15 protein-coding genes and 1 riboswitch are annotated in these 19,873 nt (G+C 37.2%); of the genes, 9 read left to right on the top strand and 6 right to left on the bottom strand.

Features of this window, described 5'->3' with window-relative positions; translation table 11 throughout:
* Nucleotides 1-15 precede the first annotated feature (15 nt).
* Nucleotides 16-900 carry a LysR family transcriptional regulator gene (locus tag AC22L0_RS22110; protein ID WP_087965200.1) on the top strand — a complete coding sequence of 295 codons (885 nt, stop codon included), beginning with the start codon at nucleotides 16-18 and terminating at the stop codon, nucleotides 898-900.
* 47 nt (nucleotides 901-947) lie between these two features.
* Here the strand turns inward: AC22L0_RS22110 and AC22L0_RS22115 are convergent, their stop codons facing one another.
* Nucleotides 948-2,033, bottom strand: coding sequence for a hypothetical protein (locus AC22L0_RS22115; RefSeq protein ID WP_048568618.1), 1,086 nt, complete (start codon nucleotides 2,031-2,033; stop codon nucleotides 948-950).
* A gap of 91 nt (nucleotides 2,034-2,124) precedes the next feature.
* Nucleotides 2,125-2,274: a hypothetical protein gene (locus tag AC22L0_RS22120; RefSeq protein ID WP_000283181.1), complete on the bottom strand. Its 150-nt coding sequence runs from the start codon at nucleotides 2,272-2,274 to the stop codon at nucleotides 2,125-2,127.
* 255 nt (nucleotides 2,275-2,529) lie between these two features.
* Between AC22L0_RS22120 and cydA the strand changes: the two genes are divergently transcribed.
* The 3 genes from cydA to AC22L0_RS22135 all read left to right on the top strand — a co-directional run bounded on the left by cydA (nucleotide 2,530) and on the right by AC22L0_RS22135 (nucleotide 6,692).
* Complete coding sequence (cydA, locus tag AC22L0_RS22125) at nucleotides 2,530-3,885, top strand: cytochrome ubiquinol oxidase subunit I (RefSeq protein ID WP_000381987.1); 1,356 nt, start codon at nucleotides 2,530-2,532, stop codon at nucleotides 3,883-3,885.
* On the top strand, nucleotides 3,878-4,903 hold the full coding sequence (locus tag AC22L0_RS22130; RefSeq protein WP_000272788.1) for a cytochrome d ubiquinol oxidase subunit II: 1,026 nt from the start codon (nucleotides 3,878-3,880) through the stop codon (nucleotides 4,901-4,903). The genes cydA and AC22L0_RS22130 overlap by 8 nt, the downstream gene beginning before the upstream one ends.
* A 430-nt stretch (nucleotides 4,904-5,333) precedes the next feature.
* Nucleotides 5,334-6,692 (top strand): arsenic transporter, encoded by a 1,359-nt coding sequence (locus AC22L0_RS22135; protein ID WP_000021120.1) that lies wholly within the window; start codon nucleotides 5,334-5,336, stop codon nucleotides 6,690-6,692.
* Between the two features lie 101 nt (nucleotides 6,693-6,793).
* On the opposite strand, the gene thiC is transcribed toward AC22L0_RS22135, so the two are convergent.
* Together thiC and lldP are read right to left on the bottom strand one after the other, a co-directional pair.
* Nucleotides 6,794-8,554 (bottom strand): phosphomethylpyrimidine synthase ThiC, encoded by a 1,761-nt coding sequence (gene thiC, locus AC22L0_RS22140; RefSeq protein WP_000814479.1) that lies wholly within the window; start codon nucleotides 8,552-8,554, stop codon nucleotides 6,794-6,796.
* 112 nt (nucleotides 8,555-8,666) lie between these two features.
* A riboswitch (TPP riboswitch) is annotated at nucleotides 8,667-8,782 on the bottom strand.
* Between the two features lie 71 nt (nucleotides 8,783-8,853).
* The gene (lldP, locus tag AC22L0_RS22145) at nucleotides 8,854-10,515 is read right to left on the bottom strand and encodes an L-lactate permease (RefSeq protein WP_001099339.1); all 1,662 of its coding nucleotides are present in this window, start codon (nucleotides 10,513-10,515) and stop codon (nucleotides 8,854-8,856) included.
* 295 nt (nucleotides 10,516-10,810) lie between these two features.
* Between lldP and AC22L0_RS22150 the strand changes: the two genes are divergently transcribed.
* Nucleotides 10,811-11,128 carry a magnetosome magnetite crystal formation protein family gene (locus tag AC22L0_RS22150; protein ID WP_001014099.1) on the top strand — a complete coding sequence of 106 codons (318 nt, stop codon included), beginning with the start codon at nucleotides 10,811-10,813 and terminating at the stop codon, nucleotides 11,126-11,128.
* A gap of 71 nt (nucleotides 11,129-11,199) precedes the next feature.
* Here AC22L0_RS22150 and AC22L0_RS22155 read toward each other — a convergent pair whose 3' ends face one another.
* Together AC22L0_RS22155 and AC22L0_RS22160 are read right to left on the bottom strand one after the other, a co-directional pair.
* Nucleotides 11,200-11,691: a metal-binding protein gene (locus AC22L0_RS22155; protein ID WP_001139060.1), complete on the bottom strand. Its 492-nt coding sequence runs from the start codon at nucleotides 11,689-11,691 to the stop codon at nucleotides 11,200-11,202.
* A 50-nt stretch (nucleotides 11,692-11,741) separates the two neighbouring features.
* Nucleotides 11,742-12,107, bottom strand: a complete 366-nt coding sequence (locus AC22L0_RS22160) for a YkvA family protein (RefSeq protein ID WP_000810369.1) — start codon at nucleotides 12,105-12,107, stop codon at nucleotides 11,742-11,744.
* Between the two features lie 546 nt (nucleotides 12,108-12,653).
* On the opposite strand from AC22L0_RS22160, the gene AC22L0_RS22165 reads away from it, so the two are divergent.
* The 4 genes from AC22L0_RS22165 (at nucleotide 12,654) to AC22L0_RS22180 (ending at nucleotide 19,618) form a co-directional block, all read left to right on the top strand.
* On the top strand, nucleotides 12,654-14,582 hold the full coding sequence (locus tag AC22L0_RS22165) for an LTA synthase family protein (protein WP_000665358.1): 1,929 nt from the start codon (nucleotides 12,654-12,656) through the stop codon (nucleotides 14,580-14,582).
* Nucleotides 14,583-15,211: 629 nt separating this feature from the next.
* Nucleotides 15,212-16,096, top strand: coding sequence for a D-amino-acid transaminase (locus AC22L0_RS22170; protein WP_074595267.1), 885 nt, complete (start codon nucleotides 15,212-15,214; stop codon nucleotides 16,094-16,096).
* A 210-nt stretch (nucleotides 16,097-16,306) separates the two neighbouring features.
* Nucleotides 16,307-18,040, top strand: coding sequence for a C40 family peptidase (locus AC22L0_RS22175; protein WP_087965198.1), 1,734 nt, complete (start codon nucleotides 16,307-16,309; stop codon nucleotides 18,038-18,040).
* A 366-nt stretch (nucleotides 18,041-18,406) separates the two neighbouring features.
* Nucleotides 18,407-19,618, top strand: coding sequence for a NupC/NupG family nucleoside CNT transporter (locus AC22L0_RS22180; RefSeq protein ID WP_001051029.1), 1,212 nt, complete (start codon nucleotides 18,407-18,409; stop codon nucleotides 19,616-19,618).
* Nucleotides 19,619-19,873 lie beyond the last annotated feature (255 nt).

Genomic DNA, 19,873 nt, shown 5'->3' on the forward strand with positions numbered 1-19,873 from the left:
GAAAGGAGACTCGAAATGGAACTGCTCCAGTTAAAATACTTTCAGACAGTTGCACGACTAGAACACATGACAAAGGCAGCTGAAGAATTGCATATCGCGCAACCTTCACTCAGCAAAACAATTGCTAGACTCGAAAAGGATTTAGGAGTCCCTTTATTTGATCGCCAAGGCCGACAGATTACTTTAAATTCTTTCGGAAAAGTATTTTTAAAACGAGTAGAACGTATTTTTCATGAATTAAGTGAAGGGCAACGAGAAATTAAAGATTTAGCCGAATTACAACAAAGCTCTATTACACTGGCCGTTTCTATTCCAAGAATATTACCAGAACTACTTGGCTCTTTTTTACTAGAACATCCTAACGTTCGATTCCAACAATTTCTTGCATCCACTCCTTCTATGAAACGACAACTAGATAATATAGAAATTGACTTTTGTATCTCCTCTGTGCCAATTGAAGGTGAGGAGATTGTTTGGGAACCACTTATTACAGAAGAAATTTTCTTAGTCATCCCTTCAGGCCATCGTTTATCAGGCCGAAAAAATATCCACCTGCATGAAGTAAAAAACGAACCTTTTATTAGTATGAACACTGGCTATGGATTTCGACACTTAACGGATGAATTTTGCAAAGAAGCTGGTTTCACTCCGCATATTGCTTTTGAAGTAGATGAACCGACCGTGATTAGCGACCTCATTAAGCAAGGTCTCGGCGTCGCTTTTGTTCCAAGTTTAACTTTATTAAAAAACTCTACTTTAGCATCAAGCAAGTTGCGTATTATTGAACCCAATTGTCAGCGAACCATCGGATTAAGTTGGTCAAAAAAACGCTACTTATCAAAAACAGCTCAGCAATTCCGTGAATTCGTGATTGATTACTTCTCCAACATTAGGACGTAAAATTATATCAACAAATAAAAGTTGCCACCCTCATATGGTGGCAACTTTTATTGTTCACTCTTTTTTAATTCCATTTCAGCTAAAAGTGGTAGTACATTATCAAAAATATGCGTATTATTATTTTCACCTGTTACATATCCACCATAATATCTACTAAATACGTTATCATTTCGGAATGTGGCCATATGATCATACAATTCTTTCGCAAACTTTTTATCACCTGTTTGTAGTACGTACAAAATCGTTAATCCGTATGCGGCTGGCGATTCATAATTCACAGTTTGTTTTCCCGTTTCTAAATTGTAACGACCGTATAGCTTTCCATCCTCCTGGAATTTCTTCTTTATAAATTCCAAATAAGCAGTTGATGAAAGACCACCTAAACTTCGATGATATGCAACGTATGATTGGTCAATAAGATTCACTTCTTTATCGTACGTAAATGTACCATCTTCTTTATACTCTTTCGGGAATGCCCAGCCATGCCTTGGATAGTCCGCTAAAAATTGAACGACTTCCTGATATTGCTGAGCAGAAACTTTGTCGTACTTCTTCATATAGGAGAATGCACGTGGATTTATGTATGATGTTGTTACAAAATTATTTTGTTTCCCTGCATCTGCATCATAATAATCAACATAATAATTATCTTTTTTATTATAACGAAGTACAGCATCACTTAATTGATCGGCAAGGTTTTTATAACGCTCTTCCTTATACATTTCATAAGCACGATATAATTGTTCTATAATACGAAGATCATCTATAAGTGCATTTGTAGCTGACTGCCTCTCTCCCTTTTCAGAGAGTTTCCATAAAACGATATGATTCTTATATACGAAATTATCTTGAATAACCTTTACTTGCTCATCAAATAACGCCTGATCATCTTTATCAAGTGTATATTGTAACCATAATCCCGCTGATTCTGATAAAGCTTCACGTCCCTTGGCTTCACCCGTACCTGCCTTAGTATCTACTAAACGATACGTGGCAAGAGTTCCATTGTCATTCACCATATGTCTTAAAATAAAATTTTCTGTACGGTTTCCTTGTAAAGCTGACCAAAATACAATTCCACCTAAAGCGATTAAGAAGATAACTCCAATCCCTATATATAAACGTTTACGCAATCTTTTCACCTCCCTAGTAAGGCTAACCTTAATTTTATCAGAACATACATAAATTTAAAAAAGACAATCCACTAGATTGTCTCCCCCATTTCTATCCCTCGTAAACCTCTTTAGAAGGTTTATATAGCGATTGTACAAGCCGATCATATTCACGACGTGTAATCTCTTTATTATATAGCTTCAATAATAAATCTCTATGCTCTTTTGAAAATGCCATCTTTTTAATGACTTCAGGATACATAAAACACCCTCTCCATTTCACATAAACTTCTTCTTTTCTAAAAATAGAACTTATGTTCGCATAAAAGATTATAAAAGATTCCTGTAAAAAAAACAAACAAAACATGAGAAACTATTTATTTCTTTCTATTCAAAATATTACAACATTATATTATCATATTCACTTTTTAAATACATATATATTTTTGGTAGTTTTTTTGAATAAATCTTCCAATTCAATCAGAAAATAATGGCAAAAAAGAAGAGGAGTTTACATATGGATACGGTAACATTAGCAAGAGCATTTTTTGGTTCTTCATTAGCATTCCACATTATTTTTGCAACACTTGGCGTCGGACTTTCATTGATGATTTTTATAAGCGAAATACTCTATCACTGGAAGAAAGACTCCGACTATGCCATTATGGCGAAAAGATGGACAAAGGCGTTTGCTATTCTTCTCGGTGTAGCAATTCCAACTGGAACAATTGTTGGTGTGCAAATCTCACTTCTTTGGCCTGGTTTCGCCAAAATTGTTGGGCAAGTTATTTCTGTTCCCTTCCAAATTGAGATTTTCGCCTTCTTTTTGGAGGCTTTATTCATGTCGATTTACGTATATGCAGCTGATAAACTTCCTCCATTTATGAGATTAATCTCGCTATTTTTCGTCATGCTTGGTGCCACGGCATCCGCCGTGCTTATTACATCAGCAAATACATGGATGAATACACCAGCAGGCTTTTCAATGAATCCAGATGGATCTGTTTTTAACGTTGATCCGTGGAAAGCTTTCTTTAATCCAAGTTTTGGCACAAGTGCATTTCATGTCGTTATTACGGCTTATGCAACTGGTGCGGCTGTCATTGCTTCTATTGCTGGATTTAAATTATTGAAGAAAAATTTAAGTACACGTGAAATTGCTTATCATAAAAAAGGGCTGCTATTAGGGCTTGTCGTTACATTTATTACAGGCGCTACGATGTGGCTTTCAGGACATGAATCAGCGATTGCCTTACATAAACACTCACCTGAAAAACTTGCATCTGCTGAAGCTTTATTTGAAACGACATCACACGCACCGCTATCCATTGGCGGAGTTGTGGATCCTAATACACTTGAACTAAACTATGCACTTGAAATTCCAAACATGCTTAGCTTATTAGTAGGACTAGACCCTAGCACTGTCGTAAAAGGACTAAACGAATTCCCACAAGAAACATGGCCACCATTTTATACACATACACTATTCAACTTAATGGTAGGAACTGCTGCGTTTACCTTTGCTGTTGCAACAATTGCACTCTTATATTGGTATTTCGTGTACCGAAAAAAAGGAACAGAACTACCGAAGTGGCTACTTTGGGGGGCTGCCGCATGCGGACCAATTATGATGCTCGGTATTGAATTCGGATGGATTTTCAGTTGTAGCGGTCGTCAACCATGGACAATTTATGGTATGCAACGTACCGTCGATGCATCTACACGCGCCGATTTCGTCGGTCCTTTATTTGTTTTGTTCATCATTTTGTATATTGGACTCGCTATTTTAACAGTCATTGTTCTACGGACATTCTTTAGAAGACATCCATTAAAGAATGATTTACAACACCAAGGAGGCGATTCTCATGTATGAGGAAAGTATTGCAATCATCATCTTATGGGCCCTTATTTTCGTATACAGTATACTAGGGTCCATTGATTTTGGCGCTGGTTTTTGGGGCATGGTATACGCAAAACATCCGACGCTCGCTGCTAAACTTGCGAATCGGTACTTATCACCAACTTGGGAAGTAACAAATACGTTTCTCGTTTTCGTCGTTGTCGCATTTCTCGGCTTCTTTCCGAAAGCGGCCTTTACTCTTGCGACAGTAATGTTCGTACCAGTTATGTTAATTTTAGTGCTCATTGCAGTACGTAGTACATTTATGGTATTTGCTTACTCCTTGCCAAAATACCAATACCTTCTTCGGGTTATTTCAGGTATTACTGGTCTATTAATTCCAGCACTATTAATTACCGTTTTACCCGTTACAGAGGGAGCCTATATTACAATGTCTGAAGGAAAGGAAGTACTCCTATATGGAAAACTTCTTTCTAGCCCAGTTATCTACTGTTATATGCTCTTCGGACTAACTTCTGAACTATTTCTCTCCTCTCTCTTTCTTGCTGATTTTTCGAGAGAACAAAGTTCAGAAGATACGTATAGAATTTATAGAAGAAATGCTATCATCCTTGGTCCTGCAACGCTCGTTACGGCAATTATTGCCCTCGTTGTAATGGATCCAGAAACACATTGGGTTATGCAAGGATTAATAAAGCAATTCCCGTGGTTTACAGTTTCTATTGTTTTATTCGTTATCGGATACTCGTCCCTTTGGTGGACAAACAAAAAGTACAATACACTAGGATACCCTCGCATTGCCGTTTTAGCTGTCGTCGCTCAATATGCATTTGCAAGCTATGCTTACGGGGTCGCGCATTTACCGTATATTATTTATCCTGACGTAACTGTATTTACAAGCTTTACAACGAAAGAAACGTTCTATGCACTGCTCATTCTATACGCGATTGGGATTGCAATTTTATTACCAGGATTTATTTTCTTCTGGAACTTATTCTTGAAGGATCGTACTTTTTTGAAGGAAAAATAATATAGCATTGGAGTCTGTTCCAAAAGGCATTTTGGGATAGACTCCTTTTGTCGTGTTTTGTCGATAAGTCGATATATTTTAAAAATCGCTGATATATTTTGAGTTGCGCCGATATATTTCAATAATCGCTGATATATTTTAACTTGCGCCGATATATCTCAATAATCGCTGATATATTTTAACTTGCGCCAATATATCTCAATAATCGCCCATATAAATTTCATTTACTATCTTACTGCCCAATAATTTATAGACTCCTCTCATAATAGTTATTTCACTATTCGTGACACTTGTCCTTTAGCATGAAAAACACATATTCGGTTCATCTCGTTATACGTCTAGTTCTTCTTATTTTTTGCTGAATATACTATCAATATAAACTTGAGACAAGCTACATCTGTTCAAGGGAAAATAGAAAGGTAGGCAAAATATGAGCATTGAAATATGGATTACTATTATTGTATTTTTCTTAACGATGATCGTTATCTTTTGGCGACCTCGCGGCTTAAATGAGGCATGGCCAGCAGCAATCGGAGCTGGTATCATCATAATTACTGGACTTGTATCAAAACCAGACATCATGGATATTATAAGTAAAATTGGCGGTGCTTCCATAACAATATTAGCAACTATTGTTATGGCAGTTATATTAGAAAGCTTCGGCTTCTTCCATTGGTCCGCAGCGAAACTGGCAAATCTAGCGAAAGGTTCTGGACGCCGTCTATACTGGTATATTCAATTATTATGTTTTCTTATGACTCTTTTATTTAATAACGACGGTAGTATTTTAATTACAACTCCCATTTTAATTCTTCTTCTAAAAAACCTTCAATTAAAACCACATCAACAAATTCCTTATTTATTAAGTGGTGCTTTAATCGCTACGGCATCTAGTGCACCAATTGGTGTAAGTAATATCGTAAATTTAATCGCATTAAACATCGTCCATATGACTCTTTATATGCATACCGCTATGATGTTTGTACCTGCAACATTAGGCTTATTATTTATGTCATGGCTCATGTATACAGTTTTGAAGAAAAAACTTCCGAAAAAATTACCTGTTTCTTCATATGATATTGAAGAAATTTTCTTCACGAAAAACTTCCATCCACTAAAAGGAAATAATTCTGTCGATACGAAACAAAAACGGACAAGATTCATGTTAAAAGTATTAGGTTTCGTCTTCCTGATGCGCTGTCTTCTATTCGTTGCATCCTTCTTATCCATCCCAATTGAAATCGTTGCAGTACTTGGTTCACTCGTTCTTCTCATTTGGAGATGGTACTACTTACGAACAAATCCTGTCGACATTTTGAAAAAGACACCGTGGCACATTTTAATTTTCGCCTTCTCTATGTACGTCATTATTTACGGACTACACAACGCAGGATTAACAGCTGCACTTGTACAATGGCTCGAGCCAGTTGTGAATCAGCATCTACTCTATGCTAGCTTTGCAATGGGCGGACTTGTATCCATCCTCTCTAACGTCTTCAATAACCATCCTGCCCTTATGATTGGTACAATCACATTAACAGAAATGGGACTAGATCCAGTCACATTAAAAACTATCTATCTTGCAAACATCATTGGTAGTGACATCGGTTCACTATTACTACCAATTGGTACGCTAGCTTCACTCATTTGGATGTATATTCTGAAACAAAACAAAATTAAAGTAAAATGGAAAGACTATTTAAGTGTATCCCTTATCGTTATCCCGCTCACAACAGTCGTCACACTATTCCTCTTATTCTACTGGGTACATCTCTTCTTCGCCTTATAAACAACAGAAGCCCCATTTGCTACCGTCTTAGCAAATGGGGCTTCTTCTATAATAAAGTTAGGTACTACAGTGTGATCAATCAAGTAAAGAGGTGTAACATGTTATTGATATAAATGACTACCAGCTTCTTTAAATTCTTCTGCTTTCTCTTTCATTCCTTTTTCAATTGCTTCTGTCGTTTCTAAATCATTTTCTTTTGCATATTCACGAATATCATGTGAAATTCTCATACTACAAAACTTCGGTCCACACATTGAACAGAAGTGAGCTGTCTTTGCCCCTTCTGCAGGCAACGTTTCATCATGATATTCCATCGCACGTTCAGGATCTAAAGATAAATTAAATTGATCGCGCCAACGGAATTCGAAGCGTGCTTTTGAAAGTGCATCATCACGCTGATGAGCCGTTTTATGTCCTTTCGCAAGATCAGCCGCATGCGCTGCAATTTTGTACGTAATAACACCCGTGCGTACATCATCTTTGTTTGGCAAACCTAAATGTTCTTTCGGCGTTACATAACAAAGCATCGCTGTTCCAAACCAGCCAATCATCGCAGCTCCAATTGCAGATGTAATATGGTCATAACCTGGTGCAATATCTGTCGTTAGTGGCCCAAGTGTGTAAAACGGCGCGCCCTGACAAATATCAAGCTCTTTCTCCATATTCTCTTTAATTAAGTGCATCGGTACGTGTCCAGGTCCTTCAATCATAACTTGCACATCATGTTTCCAAGCAATTTTTGTTAATTCACCAAGTGTTTCAAGCTCGGAAAACTGTGCTTCGTCATTTGCATCTGCAATAGACCCTGGACGTAATCCATCTCCAAGAGAGAACGAAACATCGTACTGCTTCATAATTTCACAAATCTCTTCAAAGTGAGTATATAGGAAGTTTTCTTTATGATGGAATAAACACCACTGCGCCATAATCGAACCACCGCGCGAAACGATACCTGTCGTACGCTTTGCCGTGATTGGAATATAACGAAGCAATACACCAGCGTGAATCGTAAAGTAATCAACGCCTTGCTCCGCCTGCTCAATTAACGTATCACGATATACTTCCCACGTTAAATCTTCTGCAATTCCGTTTACTTTTTCCAGCGCTTGATAGATCGGTACAGTTCCAACTGGTACAGGCGCGTTACGAATAATCCACTCACGCGTCGTATGAATATTTTTACCTGTAGATAAATCCATAATCGTATCCGCACCCCAGCGCGTTGCCCATGTCATCTTCTCTACTTCTTCTGCAATCGAAGAAGATACAGCTGAGTTTCCGATATTCGCGTTTACCTTCACATGAAAATTACGCCCGATGATCATCGGTTCAGCTTCTGGATGATTAATATTCGCTGGTAAAATAGCGCGGCCTTCTGCGATTTCCTTACGAACAAACTCCGGCTCTACCCCTTCACGAATCGCAACGTATTCCATCTCAGACGTAATAATGCCATTACGTGCATAGTGCATTTGCGTAACATTTGCACCTTGCTTTGCTCTAAGTGGCTGGCGATCCATTTGCGGGAAAACAGGTGTATGCTTCGAAGCTACTTTCACACCGTCATCCTCTGGTTTCACTTCACGCCCTTCGTATGCTTCTACATCACCACGCCCCATAATCCAAGAGTGGCGCGGCGTTGGAATTCCTTTTTCCAACTCGACCTTATACGCAGGATCTGTATAAGGACCGCTCGTATCATACACACGGATTGGTGGATTTGGGACACCATTCGTTTCGCTTTGTTCAATCTCACGCATCGGCACTTTCATACCTTCTCGTGGTCCATCCACATATACTTTCTTACTCCCTGGTAAACTCGATTTCAATTCAATTTGCTCAGCTGAAACAGATTGTTTCATAAATTTTGTTGCCCCCCTGTTCGTGACAAGGACGAGATATGGCCAGCGCATGCCAAAATAAAAAGAGCCAGGTCCATAAAAAAATAAGGACCTGGCTCATAAAGACATCATTATGTAAAGCCGTTAACTTCCCTACGCTGGTACGAGCCAGATCAGGTCCAAAGGGTTAAGAAGTTCACGCGCTTCTCTCTCAGCCTACGCATACGTTAGGCACCCCTAGTTTATCACTGATTTAATTTTCAATACTTTCCCATCATACACGATAATCTGAAAAATGAAAAGTTTATTTCTTTTGCTATTTACGGAATCATCCAAGTTAAATAATATGCCTGAACATAAGTCATAATCCCCACAATTATGACGAAGAACAAGCTATGTTTCACTGTAAAACGGAACAAATCCGATTCTTTTCCAGCAAGACCAACTGCTGCACAAGCGATTGCAATCGACTGCGGGGAAATCATTTTCCCTGTTACACCGCCTGTTGTATTTGCTGCAACAAGAAGCACTTCAGATACGCCGACTTGCTGCGCTGTAATGGCTTGTAAATTTGAGAACAGTGCATTCGCAGACGTATCAGACCCTGTTAGGAATACGCCAATCCAGCCTAAGAATGGTGAGAAGAACGGGAATAGTCCGCCAGTTCCGGCTAATGCTAACGCTAACGTAGAAGATAGACCAGAATAGTTTGCGATAAATGCAAACCCTAGTACAAATCCGATAGATAGAATTGGCATTTTTAATTCGCTTAACGTTTCTTTAAATGTCACTACTGCATCTTTTACATTCATTTTCAAAATAAACATGGAAATGATACAAGCAATTAAAATCGCTGTTCCAGTTGCCGATAATACATCAAACTTCAGAATTGCCTCGTAAGGCGTTGGTTTATTTACAATTGGCTCTGCTTTCATTACTAAATTATGCAGACCTGGAATTTCAAACTTAAATACAAGACTTTCTAAAGCCCCTCCTGGAGCGAATAATGCCTTAAAGAAACTTTGGCTCCAAATGACTACCATAACCGTTAATACGATAAATGGAGACCATGCTTTCACTACTTTTCCAAACGTTAATTTCGGCATCGATGCCGCTGTCGTTGTTACTGCTACTTCACTATTTGCTTGCCCGGATTGATAAATTTCTTTCGGCTGCCAAACTTTTAAGAACAGTGCTAAACTAATTAAACTTACAAGTGCCGATGTAATATCCGGAAGTTCCGGTCCTAAAAATGTCGCTGTAATGAACTGCGTAATCGCAAATGAACTACCCGCTACAAGTAACGCAGGCCACGTTTGTCTTATACCTTTAAATCCATCCATTAAAAATACGATAAAGAATGGAACAAATAATGATAGGAACGGTAATTGATGCCCAGCCATTTGTCCAATTTTATGTGGATCAATACCTGTTACTTGTCCAGCAACTGTAATCGGAATTCCCATCGCTCCGAACGCCACTGGTGCAGTATTTGCAATCAAACAAAGACCTGCTGCGTATAAAGGATTTAACCCAAGACCCGCAAGAAGCGCTGCTGTAATCGCTACTGGTGCCCCAAATCCTGCCGCTCCTTCTAAAAATGCTCCAAATGAAAATCCAATTAAAATAACGAGTAGACGATGATCGTTCGTAATCGATAATACCGATGCACGAATCACATCAAATTGACCTGTTTTCACAGAAATTTTATATAAAAATACGGACATAATGATAATCCAAGCAATTGGCCATAACCCATACAAAAAACCGTACCCGGTTGCTGCCATTGCCATCGTGAACGGCATTTTATAAGCGAATAACGCTACTAAAACTGTAAGTACAACTGTAATAAATCCTGCCACATACCCCTTCATGCGGAAAACTGCTAAAGCTAAGAAAAAAAAGATAATCGGAATAAGTGCGACCGCTGCCGAAATCCAAATGTTTCCGAATGGATCATAAACTTGTGTCCATGTGTTCATTGTTCTCTCCCCCTAAAGAATCCCCTTTTAAATAGAATAACCTCATCAATAGACTATCAGGTCATCATACCTTTAAGCCTAAAATAAAAAAACGTTTAAGAAAACGTTTTCAACAACTTTCATTTATACTGTACCATAACAATTTCTATTAAAAAAGATTTTTTTGAAAATTTTATTATTTAACAGAAAATCTTACAAAATCGTCACGTTCTTGTAATGTTCATCGATAGGAAGTTTGCTAAAATTATTGCATAATAATAGTATAACAACAGAAATTATTCATGAGGTGATATATATGAACGGAAATAAAATATTAGCTGCGTTATCATACTTTAGTGTACTATTTGCCCCTATCTTATTCCCTATTATCGTTTGGATCGTGGGAGACGCTGAAACAAAACCACATGCAAAACGTGCTCTATGGACACACATCATTCCAAGTATCGCTACATTCATTGGCGTAACTATTCTAGGAATTATGGGTCTTGGATCTGATCAACCAGATGTAACACTTGGAATTGGATCAATGATTGTCTTAGCTATTTGCGGAATCATCAGCTTATACTACTTCATCTGGAACATTGTAAAAGGAATTAAAGTGCTGAAAGCTTAATTTTAAACAAATGTTTGTTTAAAAAGGGCCCCTTGCAATTTGCAAGGGGCCCTTTTCCTAATTCGTTCACTTTATCTTCTGCGTTTCTTCTTTTTTCTCATCATTTTCTTTCGGCGCGTATTCACTTTATCCGCTATAATGTGGAGCGTACTTGCCACAACAATTCCCATTAAGAACGTTACAATTTCAACCTCATGCTTCTTCGCAATTTCTATTAAATTACCATCCAGTGCGATTACATTTAATAGTAATAAAAATGGAGAAAAGACGATTAACATGTACGCAATACGAATTACATCACCAAGTATAATCGTATGTGTAAAGAAAGATCGATGCGGCATTACTTTCTTATAAGGATACCAAAATATACGTAAGAAACCCCATTTGTTATAAGCATTACTGTACGTATCTAAATCTGGTGTTAAAAATGAAGTACCTACTAAAAAACCAATCGCAAAAGTTAATAAAAAATCAAAATTTGTTAATCCATACGAAAAGAGCAAAAACAAAACAACCGGAAGGGATATTAAGTTAATTTTCGTATGCGTTCTTCCTGATGGCATAATGCACTTCCTCGCTTACGTTCGTCCTGTCACCTTATGACAGGTTTCACCTATTGACCTAATTTCTGATCGATAAATGTTGTGTCTATATCCGAACCAAACCATTCTGCCAACTTCACTCGTGCCTTATCTTTCACATCTTCATTGACGTATAACGACACCTGTATTAGTGCGGCCGTTAACGCCCCCAAATCATCCGTATAGCCAATTCCAGCAATGAAATCTGGAATCGCATCAATCGGTGCAATAAAATAAGCAAGTGCTCCAATTACAATAATTTTCACTCGTTTTGGAACATCGGGTCTTTGCAAAACGTAAAACAGTAATAAACTTGCATAAATGACAGATTGCCCTGCTTGCTTTGCAACATGTTTTACTTTCTTCCAAAACGCTTCAACTGAAAATTTTTGTTTCATGTAAAAAGCCTCCCTATTTTTAAAAAGAAATAAGCTACAATATGTTATCAGTAAAAGTTCATGGAAATTACACAAAACCTATCAATGAACTTTTATTGTAACAAACAAACCAAAAAAGAACAAGTGTTCGTTAATTTTCACACTATTTCCTTCATATAATAGATTTCTAGATAACCCTTACCCATCTTCATTTCTTATTTCTCAACAAAGAAAATTTTCACTTCCACTTAACATTCTGCTCTACCTTTGTTATATTTTCTAGTTGACGGACATATAAACGAATGTTAAAGTTTTCTCTGGTAGTGACAAATCTTATACAAAAAATGTAAAATGTTATAGTGTTTCTCAGAAATGAATTTTGTTGTATAATACAGAAATGACGTTATGCTTATGAGCAACAAAAGAAACCAAAAGGGTATGCATAGTTATAGTCGTATATGGGTGAATATAGAACCTTTAATTATGGCCAAGAAAACTATGTATTTTTTATTTTAGCATTTTTCGCTCCAAAATCGACCAAGCCTGATAGAGAAAGGGTGGAAATGAATGAAAGAAACCTTGAAATCACAATTTCAAAATGTGCGTTTCACTGTATTCGTAGCTTTAGCCTTATGGCTGAAAACTTACCTTATTACACGCACAAGCTTTGATTTAAAACTTGAATCTTTCATGCAAGAATTCATTTTATTCCTTAGCCCATTAGCAGCATCATTACTGCTTGTTGGTCTTGCATTATTTGCAAAAGGGAAAAAACGTAACTATATAGCACTTGGAATTAATTTTGTCTTAACAATCGTTCTTGTTGGTAACGTAATGTTCTACGGATTCTACAATGACTTCGTTACATTACCGGTGCTAGGACAAACATCTAACTTCGGAAGTTTAGGTTCTAGTGTGAAAGAATTATTTAACTACAAAATTATTCTTGCATTTGCAGACATTATCGTTTTCTTCGTTCTATTAAAGAAAATGAAGAACTTTGCACCTACAGAGCGTGTAGCACGCCCGATGCGTTCTCTATACTTCGTATCAACAGTTGCTATTTTCTTCGCAAACTTAGGACTTGCAGAAGCTGAACGCCCAGAACTATTAACACGTTCATTCGACCGCGTTATGCTTGTTAAAAACTTAGGATTATATGTACATCAAGTATACGATCTTGGCTTACAAGCAAAATCAAGTTCACAAAAAGCGTTCGCTGACGGTAGTAAATTACAAGAAACAGAAAACTACGTAAAAACAACACAAAGTAAACCAGATCCAAATATGTTCGGTACTGCAAAAGGGAAAAACGTAATTGTTGTCTCTCTTGAGTCATTACAAACATTCTTAATTGGTGCAACAGTTAATGGACAAGAAGTTACACCATTCTTAAACCAATTTACGAAAGAAAGTTATTACTTTGATAACTTCTTCCATCAAACTGGTCAAGGTAAAACATCTGATGCTGAATTCCTAGTAGATACTTCGTTATATCCACTAGACCGCGGTGCTGTATTCTTCACACACGGTAACAATGAATATACAGCAACTCCAGAAATTTTACGTCAGCAAGGGTATCACACGTCGGTATTCCACGCAAACAACGCAACATTCTGGAACCGTAACATTATGTATCCAGCACTTGGTTATGATCGTTACTACAACGAGCTTGACTACAAGATTACGCCAGAAACAAAATTAAACTGGGGATTAAAAGATATCGAGTACTTCGATCAATCTATTGATATGCTAAAACAAGTGAAGCAACCATTCTATACTCGCTTCCTTACTTTAACGAATCATTACCCATTCACTTACGATGACAGTACAAAATTAATCGATGAATACAATTCTGGTGATGGAGTATTTGACCGTTACATGGTAACTGCTCGTTACTTAGACGAAGCAATGAAACACTTTATTGAGCGTCTAAAAGCAGAAGGTATTTACGACAACTCAGTAATCGTATTCTACGGTGACCACTACGGTATTTCTGAAAACCATAACCGTGCAATGGCACAGTTCTTAGGAAAAGAAGAAATCACTGCATTTGACCATATGAACTTACAAAAAACACCGATGTTTATTCACGTTCCAGGTCAAAAAGAAGGTAAAACAATTTCGAAACCAACTGGTGAAATTGACATTAAACCAACTATTCTAAACTTACTTGGTGTAGATTCTACAAATGACGTTCGATTCGGTCATGATGTATTCTCACCTGATAATAAAGGATTCGTTGTTCTTCGTGACGGTAGCTTCGTTACAGATAAATACATGTACACAAACAGTACATTCTATGACCGTGCTACTGGCGAAGTTGTACAATTACCGAAAGAAGAATCCCAGCCACTAATTGATCGTGCCCAAAATGAATTGAACATGTCTGATAAAATCATTGAAGGTGACTTACTTCGCTTCTCTGAAAGTAATAAGATCAAAACTGGTGAAGTAAAAACAGTTATTAAAGAAGAAAAGAAGAGCGCTGAGTAATCTCAGCCTCTTTTTTATTTTCTTCCATACAACTACTTATATTCATTAACTTTAAAATTACATAACCTTTACCAAATATTCACATAGTGTTAATGAAGAATCTCTATAATAAAATATGTAAACGAGGTTCTACATATTTCTTATCTCTCATCTTTCGTAAGATCCCTTAAAGAAATGTGTAAATCTTTTGTTTCTACTTTCTTATAATTGTCTTTCAACTTGTTTTGTTTCCATACACAAAGCATTCAACGAGACAATGTCCCTATGAAAGATAGCTACCCTCCTTGTGCAGCATTCCATAAGAATGTTGCTTTTTTTTATTTAAAAGCAGGATTCTCATTTCTTATTTTCGAATTTGTATATACAAAATGCTGTAAAGTGAAACTTTAATCAGCCCTCATCAATCGGGCATTTACGGGCAGTGATTCGCCCACTTCACTTCTTTGCTCTACCCGAATTTGTAAGTAGGGGCTTTACTGCCGTTAATGCGGGGTAGATCATCCTTATTTCCCTATGATTTACAAATACATATATGGTCATATGTAGAGAATTGCTCACATAAAAATTACTATAGTGATTTTTATATCGCATGAATGAAAGTTTCACGTTACTTACGTACTTACGAAAGGATGGGACGGAAATTGGCATACGAAAAATTTGTACTTTGGAATGATGAAGTTATTGATACAACAAAACAACAAACGTACATAGAACTTGAAGAGAGAGGTTCGCAGTTCGGAGATGGTGTCTATGAGGTTATTCGCCTATATAAAGGGAACTTTCATTTATTAGATCCGCACATAACGAGATTATATCGATCCATGGAAGAAGTAGAATTATCGCTCCCTTTCTCAAAAGCTGAGCTCATCACTTTACTTTACAAATTAATTGAACGAAACCATTTCCACGAAGATGGCACCATTTATTTGCAAGTATCTCGTGGTGTACAAGCTCGCACACATGTATTTTCATATGACAACCCTCCGACAATTTATGCCTATATTACAAAAAAAGAACGACCAGCTTTATGGATTGAATATGGTATACGCGCTATATCAGAACCCGATACTCGATGGCTACGCTGTGACATTAAATCATTAAATTTATTACCAAACGTACTAGCTGCTACGAAAGCTGAACGGAAAGGCTGTAAAGAGGCACTTCTCGTAAGGAACGGTATTGTAACGGAAGGAAGCCATTCCAACTTCTTTTTAATTAAAAACGGAACGCTTTACACACATCCAGCCAATCACCTTATTTTAAATGGCATTATTCGTCAATATGTCCTTTCTTTAGCGAATACTCTTCACATTCCTGTGCAGGAAGAACTTTTCAGCGTTCGTGACGTTTATCAAGCAGATGAATGCTTTTTTACAGGCACAACGATTGAAATTTTACCAATGACCCACCTTGATGGGACCGCGATTCAAGATGGGCAAGTTGGGCCTATCACCAAAAAACTGCAAAAATCTTTTAATCAAATCTTATTACAATCCAATATGGCATCTTCTTAAACACGAATAATTTCTGTCCTTTCATATTCAATATATGCATTTAAATGGAAATCAAGGTGTAATTTTATGCCTTGATTTTTTTCTTGTAATCTTTTTGTCATATTCAGATTCCTATATAAGTCTTGACAGTAATCGACATGCTCTTTAGAATTTTTAACAGTTGGTAAATATTTCTTCACTACATTACAGACAGAAAGGAATCGACAAATTATGAAAAAGTATCTTGCCGGTCTTGCGGCAGTGTCTGTAGCAGGAGGAGCAGCACCTACACTTGATAGTGTTCAAGCTGCACCTGAACAAAATACACAAAAAGCTGCTACAACTGTCCAAGCTTCTGCATCAAACAGCTCCTCTTATAAGGTAAACGCGAGCGTATTACATGTTCGTGCGGGATCAAGCACTTCTCACGACATCATCTCACGCGTTTATAACGGTCAATCACTAAACGTGATTGGCGAAGAAAACGGTTGGTTCAAAATTAACATTAATGGACAAACAGGCTTTGTTAGTGGCGAATTTGTATCAAAAAGTGGCGCAGCAAACAACAATGTAAGTACAGGTGGCAACAATAAAGTTACCGCTGATGTATTACGTGTACGTACAGCTCCTAACACATCTAGTTCTGTTTCTGGACGTGTATATGAAGGACAAACATTAAACGTAATTGGACAAGAAAATGGTTGGGTGAAAATTAACCATAATGGACAAGTAGGTTATGTAAGTGGCGAATTCGTATCTGGCGTTTCTTCTAATGCAGGTTCTTCAAACAACAATACGAATAATAACAACCAAGAAGTAAAACCAGCAAGCGGAAACTATACAGTAAATGTATCTTCCCTTCGCGTTCGTACAGGTCCTAGCACTTCTCATACAACTGTAGGTTCTGTCAAAAAAGGACAAGTAGTACAAGTTGTTGGCGAAGTTCAAGATTGGTTCAAAATCAATTACGCAGGACAAACTGCTTATGTAAGCAAAGACTACGTAACAAAAGGCGGTTCTAACGAAAACGTTACAGAAGGCAACAAACAAGAGCAAAACAATAATAATGGAACTATTCAAACTGGCGGTTCTTACGTAGTTAACGCTACGTCTTTACGTGTTCGTACAGGCCCTGCCGCTTACCATAGTGTAATTGGTGGCGTTTTAAATGGTACAACATTAAACGTAGTTGGATCTGAAAACGGTTGGTTTAAAGTAAATTACCAAGGAAAAACAGGCTTTGTTAGTAGCGAATTTGTAAAATTCGTTAAAGGTGGCACTACTACTCCTGAGCAACCAAAACAACCTGAAAAACCTAACCAAGGTGCAATTGGCGACTACTACATTAATGCTTCTGCACTAAATGTACGTAGCGGCGAAGGTACAAATTATAGAATCATAGGCGCACTTCCACAAGGACAGAAGGTTCAAGTAATCTCTGAAAACTCTGGATGGAGCAAAATTAACTACAACGGTCAAACTGGTTATATCGGAACACGTTACCTATCTAAAACACCAGTTGGAGGCGCAGTAGATAATAAGCCTAACAATAACCAAAATAACAATCAAAACAATAGCAATAATAATACAGGCAACAATAGCGGCGACAGTTCTTCCGTACTTGCATATGCAAAATCAATGCAAGGTGTACCGTACGTTTGGGGCGGAACTTCTGCTAACGGCGTAGACTGCAGTGGCTACATCTACCACGTATTTAAGAAATTTGGTCATAACATTAGCCGCCAAAGTGTTGCAGGATATTGGAGTAGCCTACCACAAACTTCAAGTCCACAACCTGGTGACTTAATTTATTTCCAAAACACTTATAAATCTGGTCCTTCTCACATGGGTATTTACCTTGGGGGCGGATCATTTATCCAAGCTGGAGATAAAGGTGTAGCAATCGCTTCATTAAGTAACTCTTATTGGAAGAGCCACTTCTTAGGATACACGAAAGCACCTTAATTAATAGTTTCAAAGCCTTCTAGTTTACTAGAAGGCTTTTTTGTACGATTTCAACACATTACTCCCTTTCCCCTACCTTCCCTCTATAAAAATAATGTATCCATTCTTCCATTTCATACACTTTATTCTGCAAAAACAATGCATAACGTTATCATAATGTATATATTTCCATAAAAAACATAACCTATTTCATGTCTATTTATTTTATATGTGTTTTTTTGAAGAATTTTCTTTTTATTTAAACTTTTCATTAGACGTTTGACCTCCGATGTCCATTATGATAAGTTACTTAAGATGTTATATTCGTAAACGTATAGACAACTGGTTTATACACTGTTTTTACTATGAGGAAGGAGCATACACTGCATGAATCTTTTATGGGGAATTGGCGGCGTGATTGGAGTATTAGCAATTGCTTTTCTACTATCTTCCAACCGCAAAGCTATTAATTGGCGCACAATTTTAATCGCGCTAGCATTACAAATGTCATTTTCATTTATCGTATTACGATGGGATGCTGGTAAAGCAGGTTTAAAACACGCTGCTGACGGTGTTCAAGGATTAATTAATTTTTCTTACGAGGGAATTAAGTTCGTTACTGGGGATTTAGTCAACGCAAAGGGACCTTGGGGATTTGTATTCTTTATTCAAGCACTACTTCCAATCGTATTTATTAGTTCATTAGTAGCAATCTTATATTATTTCGGTATTATGCAGAAATTTGTTAGCATCGTTGGTGGTGCATTAAGTAAACTTCTTGGAACTTCTAAAGCAGAAAGCCTAAACTCAGTAACGACTGTATTTTTAGGACAAACTGAAGCTCCAATTTTAATTAAACCTTACTTAGCACGCTTAACAAATAGTGAATTCTTCACTATTATGGTAAGCGGTATGACAGCTGTTGCTGGATCCGTTCTTGTCGGTTATGCAGCAATGGGTATTCCGTTAGAGCACTTATTAGCAGCTGCAATTATGGCGGCTCCATCGAGCTTATTAATTGCGAAACTAATCATGCCAGAGACAGAAAAAGTAGATAATAACGTTGAACTTTCTACAGAACGTGAAGACGCAAATGTTATTGATGCAGCTGCACGCGGCGCATCTGAAGGTATGCAACTTGTTATTAACGTAGCAGCAATGTTAATGGCTTTCATCGCATTAATCGCTTTATTAAATGGATTATTAGGATGGGTTGGTTCTCTGTTCGATATTAAACTTAGTCTTGATTTAATCTTTGGTTACTTATTATCACCATTCGCAATCTTAATCGGGGTTTCTCCTGGTGAAGCGATACAAGCAGCAAGCTTTATCGGTCAAAAACTTGCAATCAACGAATTCGTTGCATACGCAAACTTAGGACCACACATGGCAGAGTTCTCTGACAAAACAAATCTAATTTTAACATTTGCAATCTGTGGATTTGCAAACTTCTCTTCTATCGCAATTCAATTGGGTGTAACAGGAACGTTAGCTCCTACTCGCCGTAAACAAATTGCACAATTAGGGATTAAAGCAGTTATCGCTGGTACATTAGCGAACTTCTTAAACGCAGCAGTTGCAGGTATGATGTTCCTATAAACTTATATAGAGTCTTCTCTTTCTACAAGAGGAGACTTTTTTCATGCAATCCAAACGTCTTTTATGTATCTATTAATCAATTTATCCTAAATATAAGCACATTATGATACAATAATGTTTAAGTCTTTTTATTTTTCTTATGAAAATAGAGATACTACTTGTTGTTGCCCTTCAAAAGAGTTTAACGACATGGTCAATTTCTTAATAATTGCGCATACTACAAGTATCTATTGATGAAATAGCTTTAAGGAGGAA

The organism is Bacillus sp. LQ01, assembly GCF_057624735.1.

Excerpts from the sequence above, each read along its gene's own strand:
- AC22L0_RS22150 (WP_001014099.1), top strand. The coding sequence starts at position 10,811 with ATGAACGGAAATAAAATATTAGCTGCGTTATCATACTTTAGTGTACTA.
- lldP (WP_001099339.1), bottom strand. The coding sequence starts at position 10,515 with ATGAACACATGGACACAAGTTTATGATCCATTCGGAAACATTTGGATT.
- AC22L0_RS22170 (WP_074595267.1), top strand. The coding sequence starts at position 15,212 with ATGGGACGGAAATTGGCATACGAAAAATTTGTACTTTGGAATGATGAA.
- AC22L0_RS22120 (WP_000283181.1), bottom strand. The coding sequence starts at position 2,274 with ATGTATCCTGAAGTCATTAAAAAGATGGCATTTTCAAAAGAGCATAGA.
- AC22L0_RS22180 (WP_001051029.1), top strand. The coding sequence starts at position 18,407 with ATGAATCTTTTATGGGGAATTGGCGGCGTGATTGGAGTATTAGCAATT.
- AC22L0_RS22130 (WP_000272788.1), top strand. The coding sequence starts at position 3,878 with ATGTATGAGGAAAGTATTGCAATCATCATCTTATGGGCCCTTATTTTC.
- AC22L0_RS22155 (WP_001139060.1), bottom strand. The coding sequence starts at position 11,691 with ATGCCATCAGGAAGAACGCATACGAAAATTAACTTAATATCCCTTCCG.
- AC22L0_RS22135 (WP_000021120.1), top strand. The coding sequence starts at position 5,334 with ATGAGCATTGAAATATGGATTACTATTATTGTATTTTTCTTAACGATG.
- cydA (WP_000381987.1), top strand. The coding sequence starts at position 2,530 with ATGGATACGGTAACATTAGCAAGAGCATTTTTTGGTTCTTCATTAGCA.
- AC22L0_RS22110 (WP_087965200.1), top strand. The coding sequence starts at position 16 with ATGGAACTGCTCCAGTTAAAATACTTTCAGACAGTTGCACGACTAGAA.
- AC22L0_RS22165 (WP_000665358.1), top strand. The coding sequence starts at position 12,654 with ATGAAAGAAACCTTGAAATCACAATTTCAAAATGTGCGTTTCACTGTA.
- AC22L0_RS22160 (WP_000810369.1), bottom strand. The coding sequence starts at position 12,107 with ATGAAACAAAAATTTTCAGTTGAAGCGTTTTGGAAGAAAGTAAAACAT.
- AC22L0_RS22175 (WP_087965198.1), top strand. The coding sequence starts at position 16,307 with ATGAAAAAGTATCTTGCCGGTCTTGCGGCAGTGTCTGTAGCAGGAGGA.
- thiC (WP_000814479.1), bottom strand. The coding sequence starts at position 8,554 with ATGAAACAATCTGTTTCAGCTGAGCAAATTGAATTGAAATCGAGTTTA.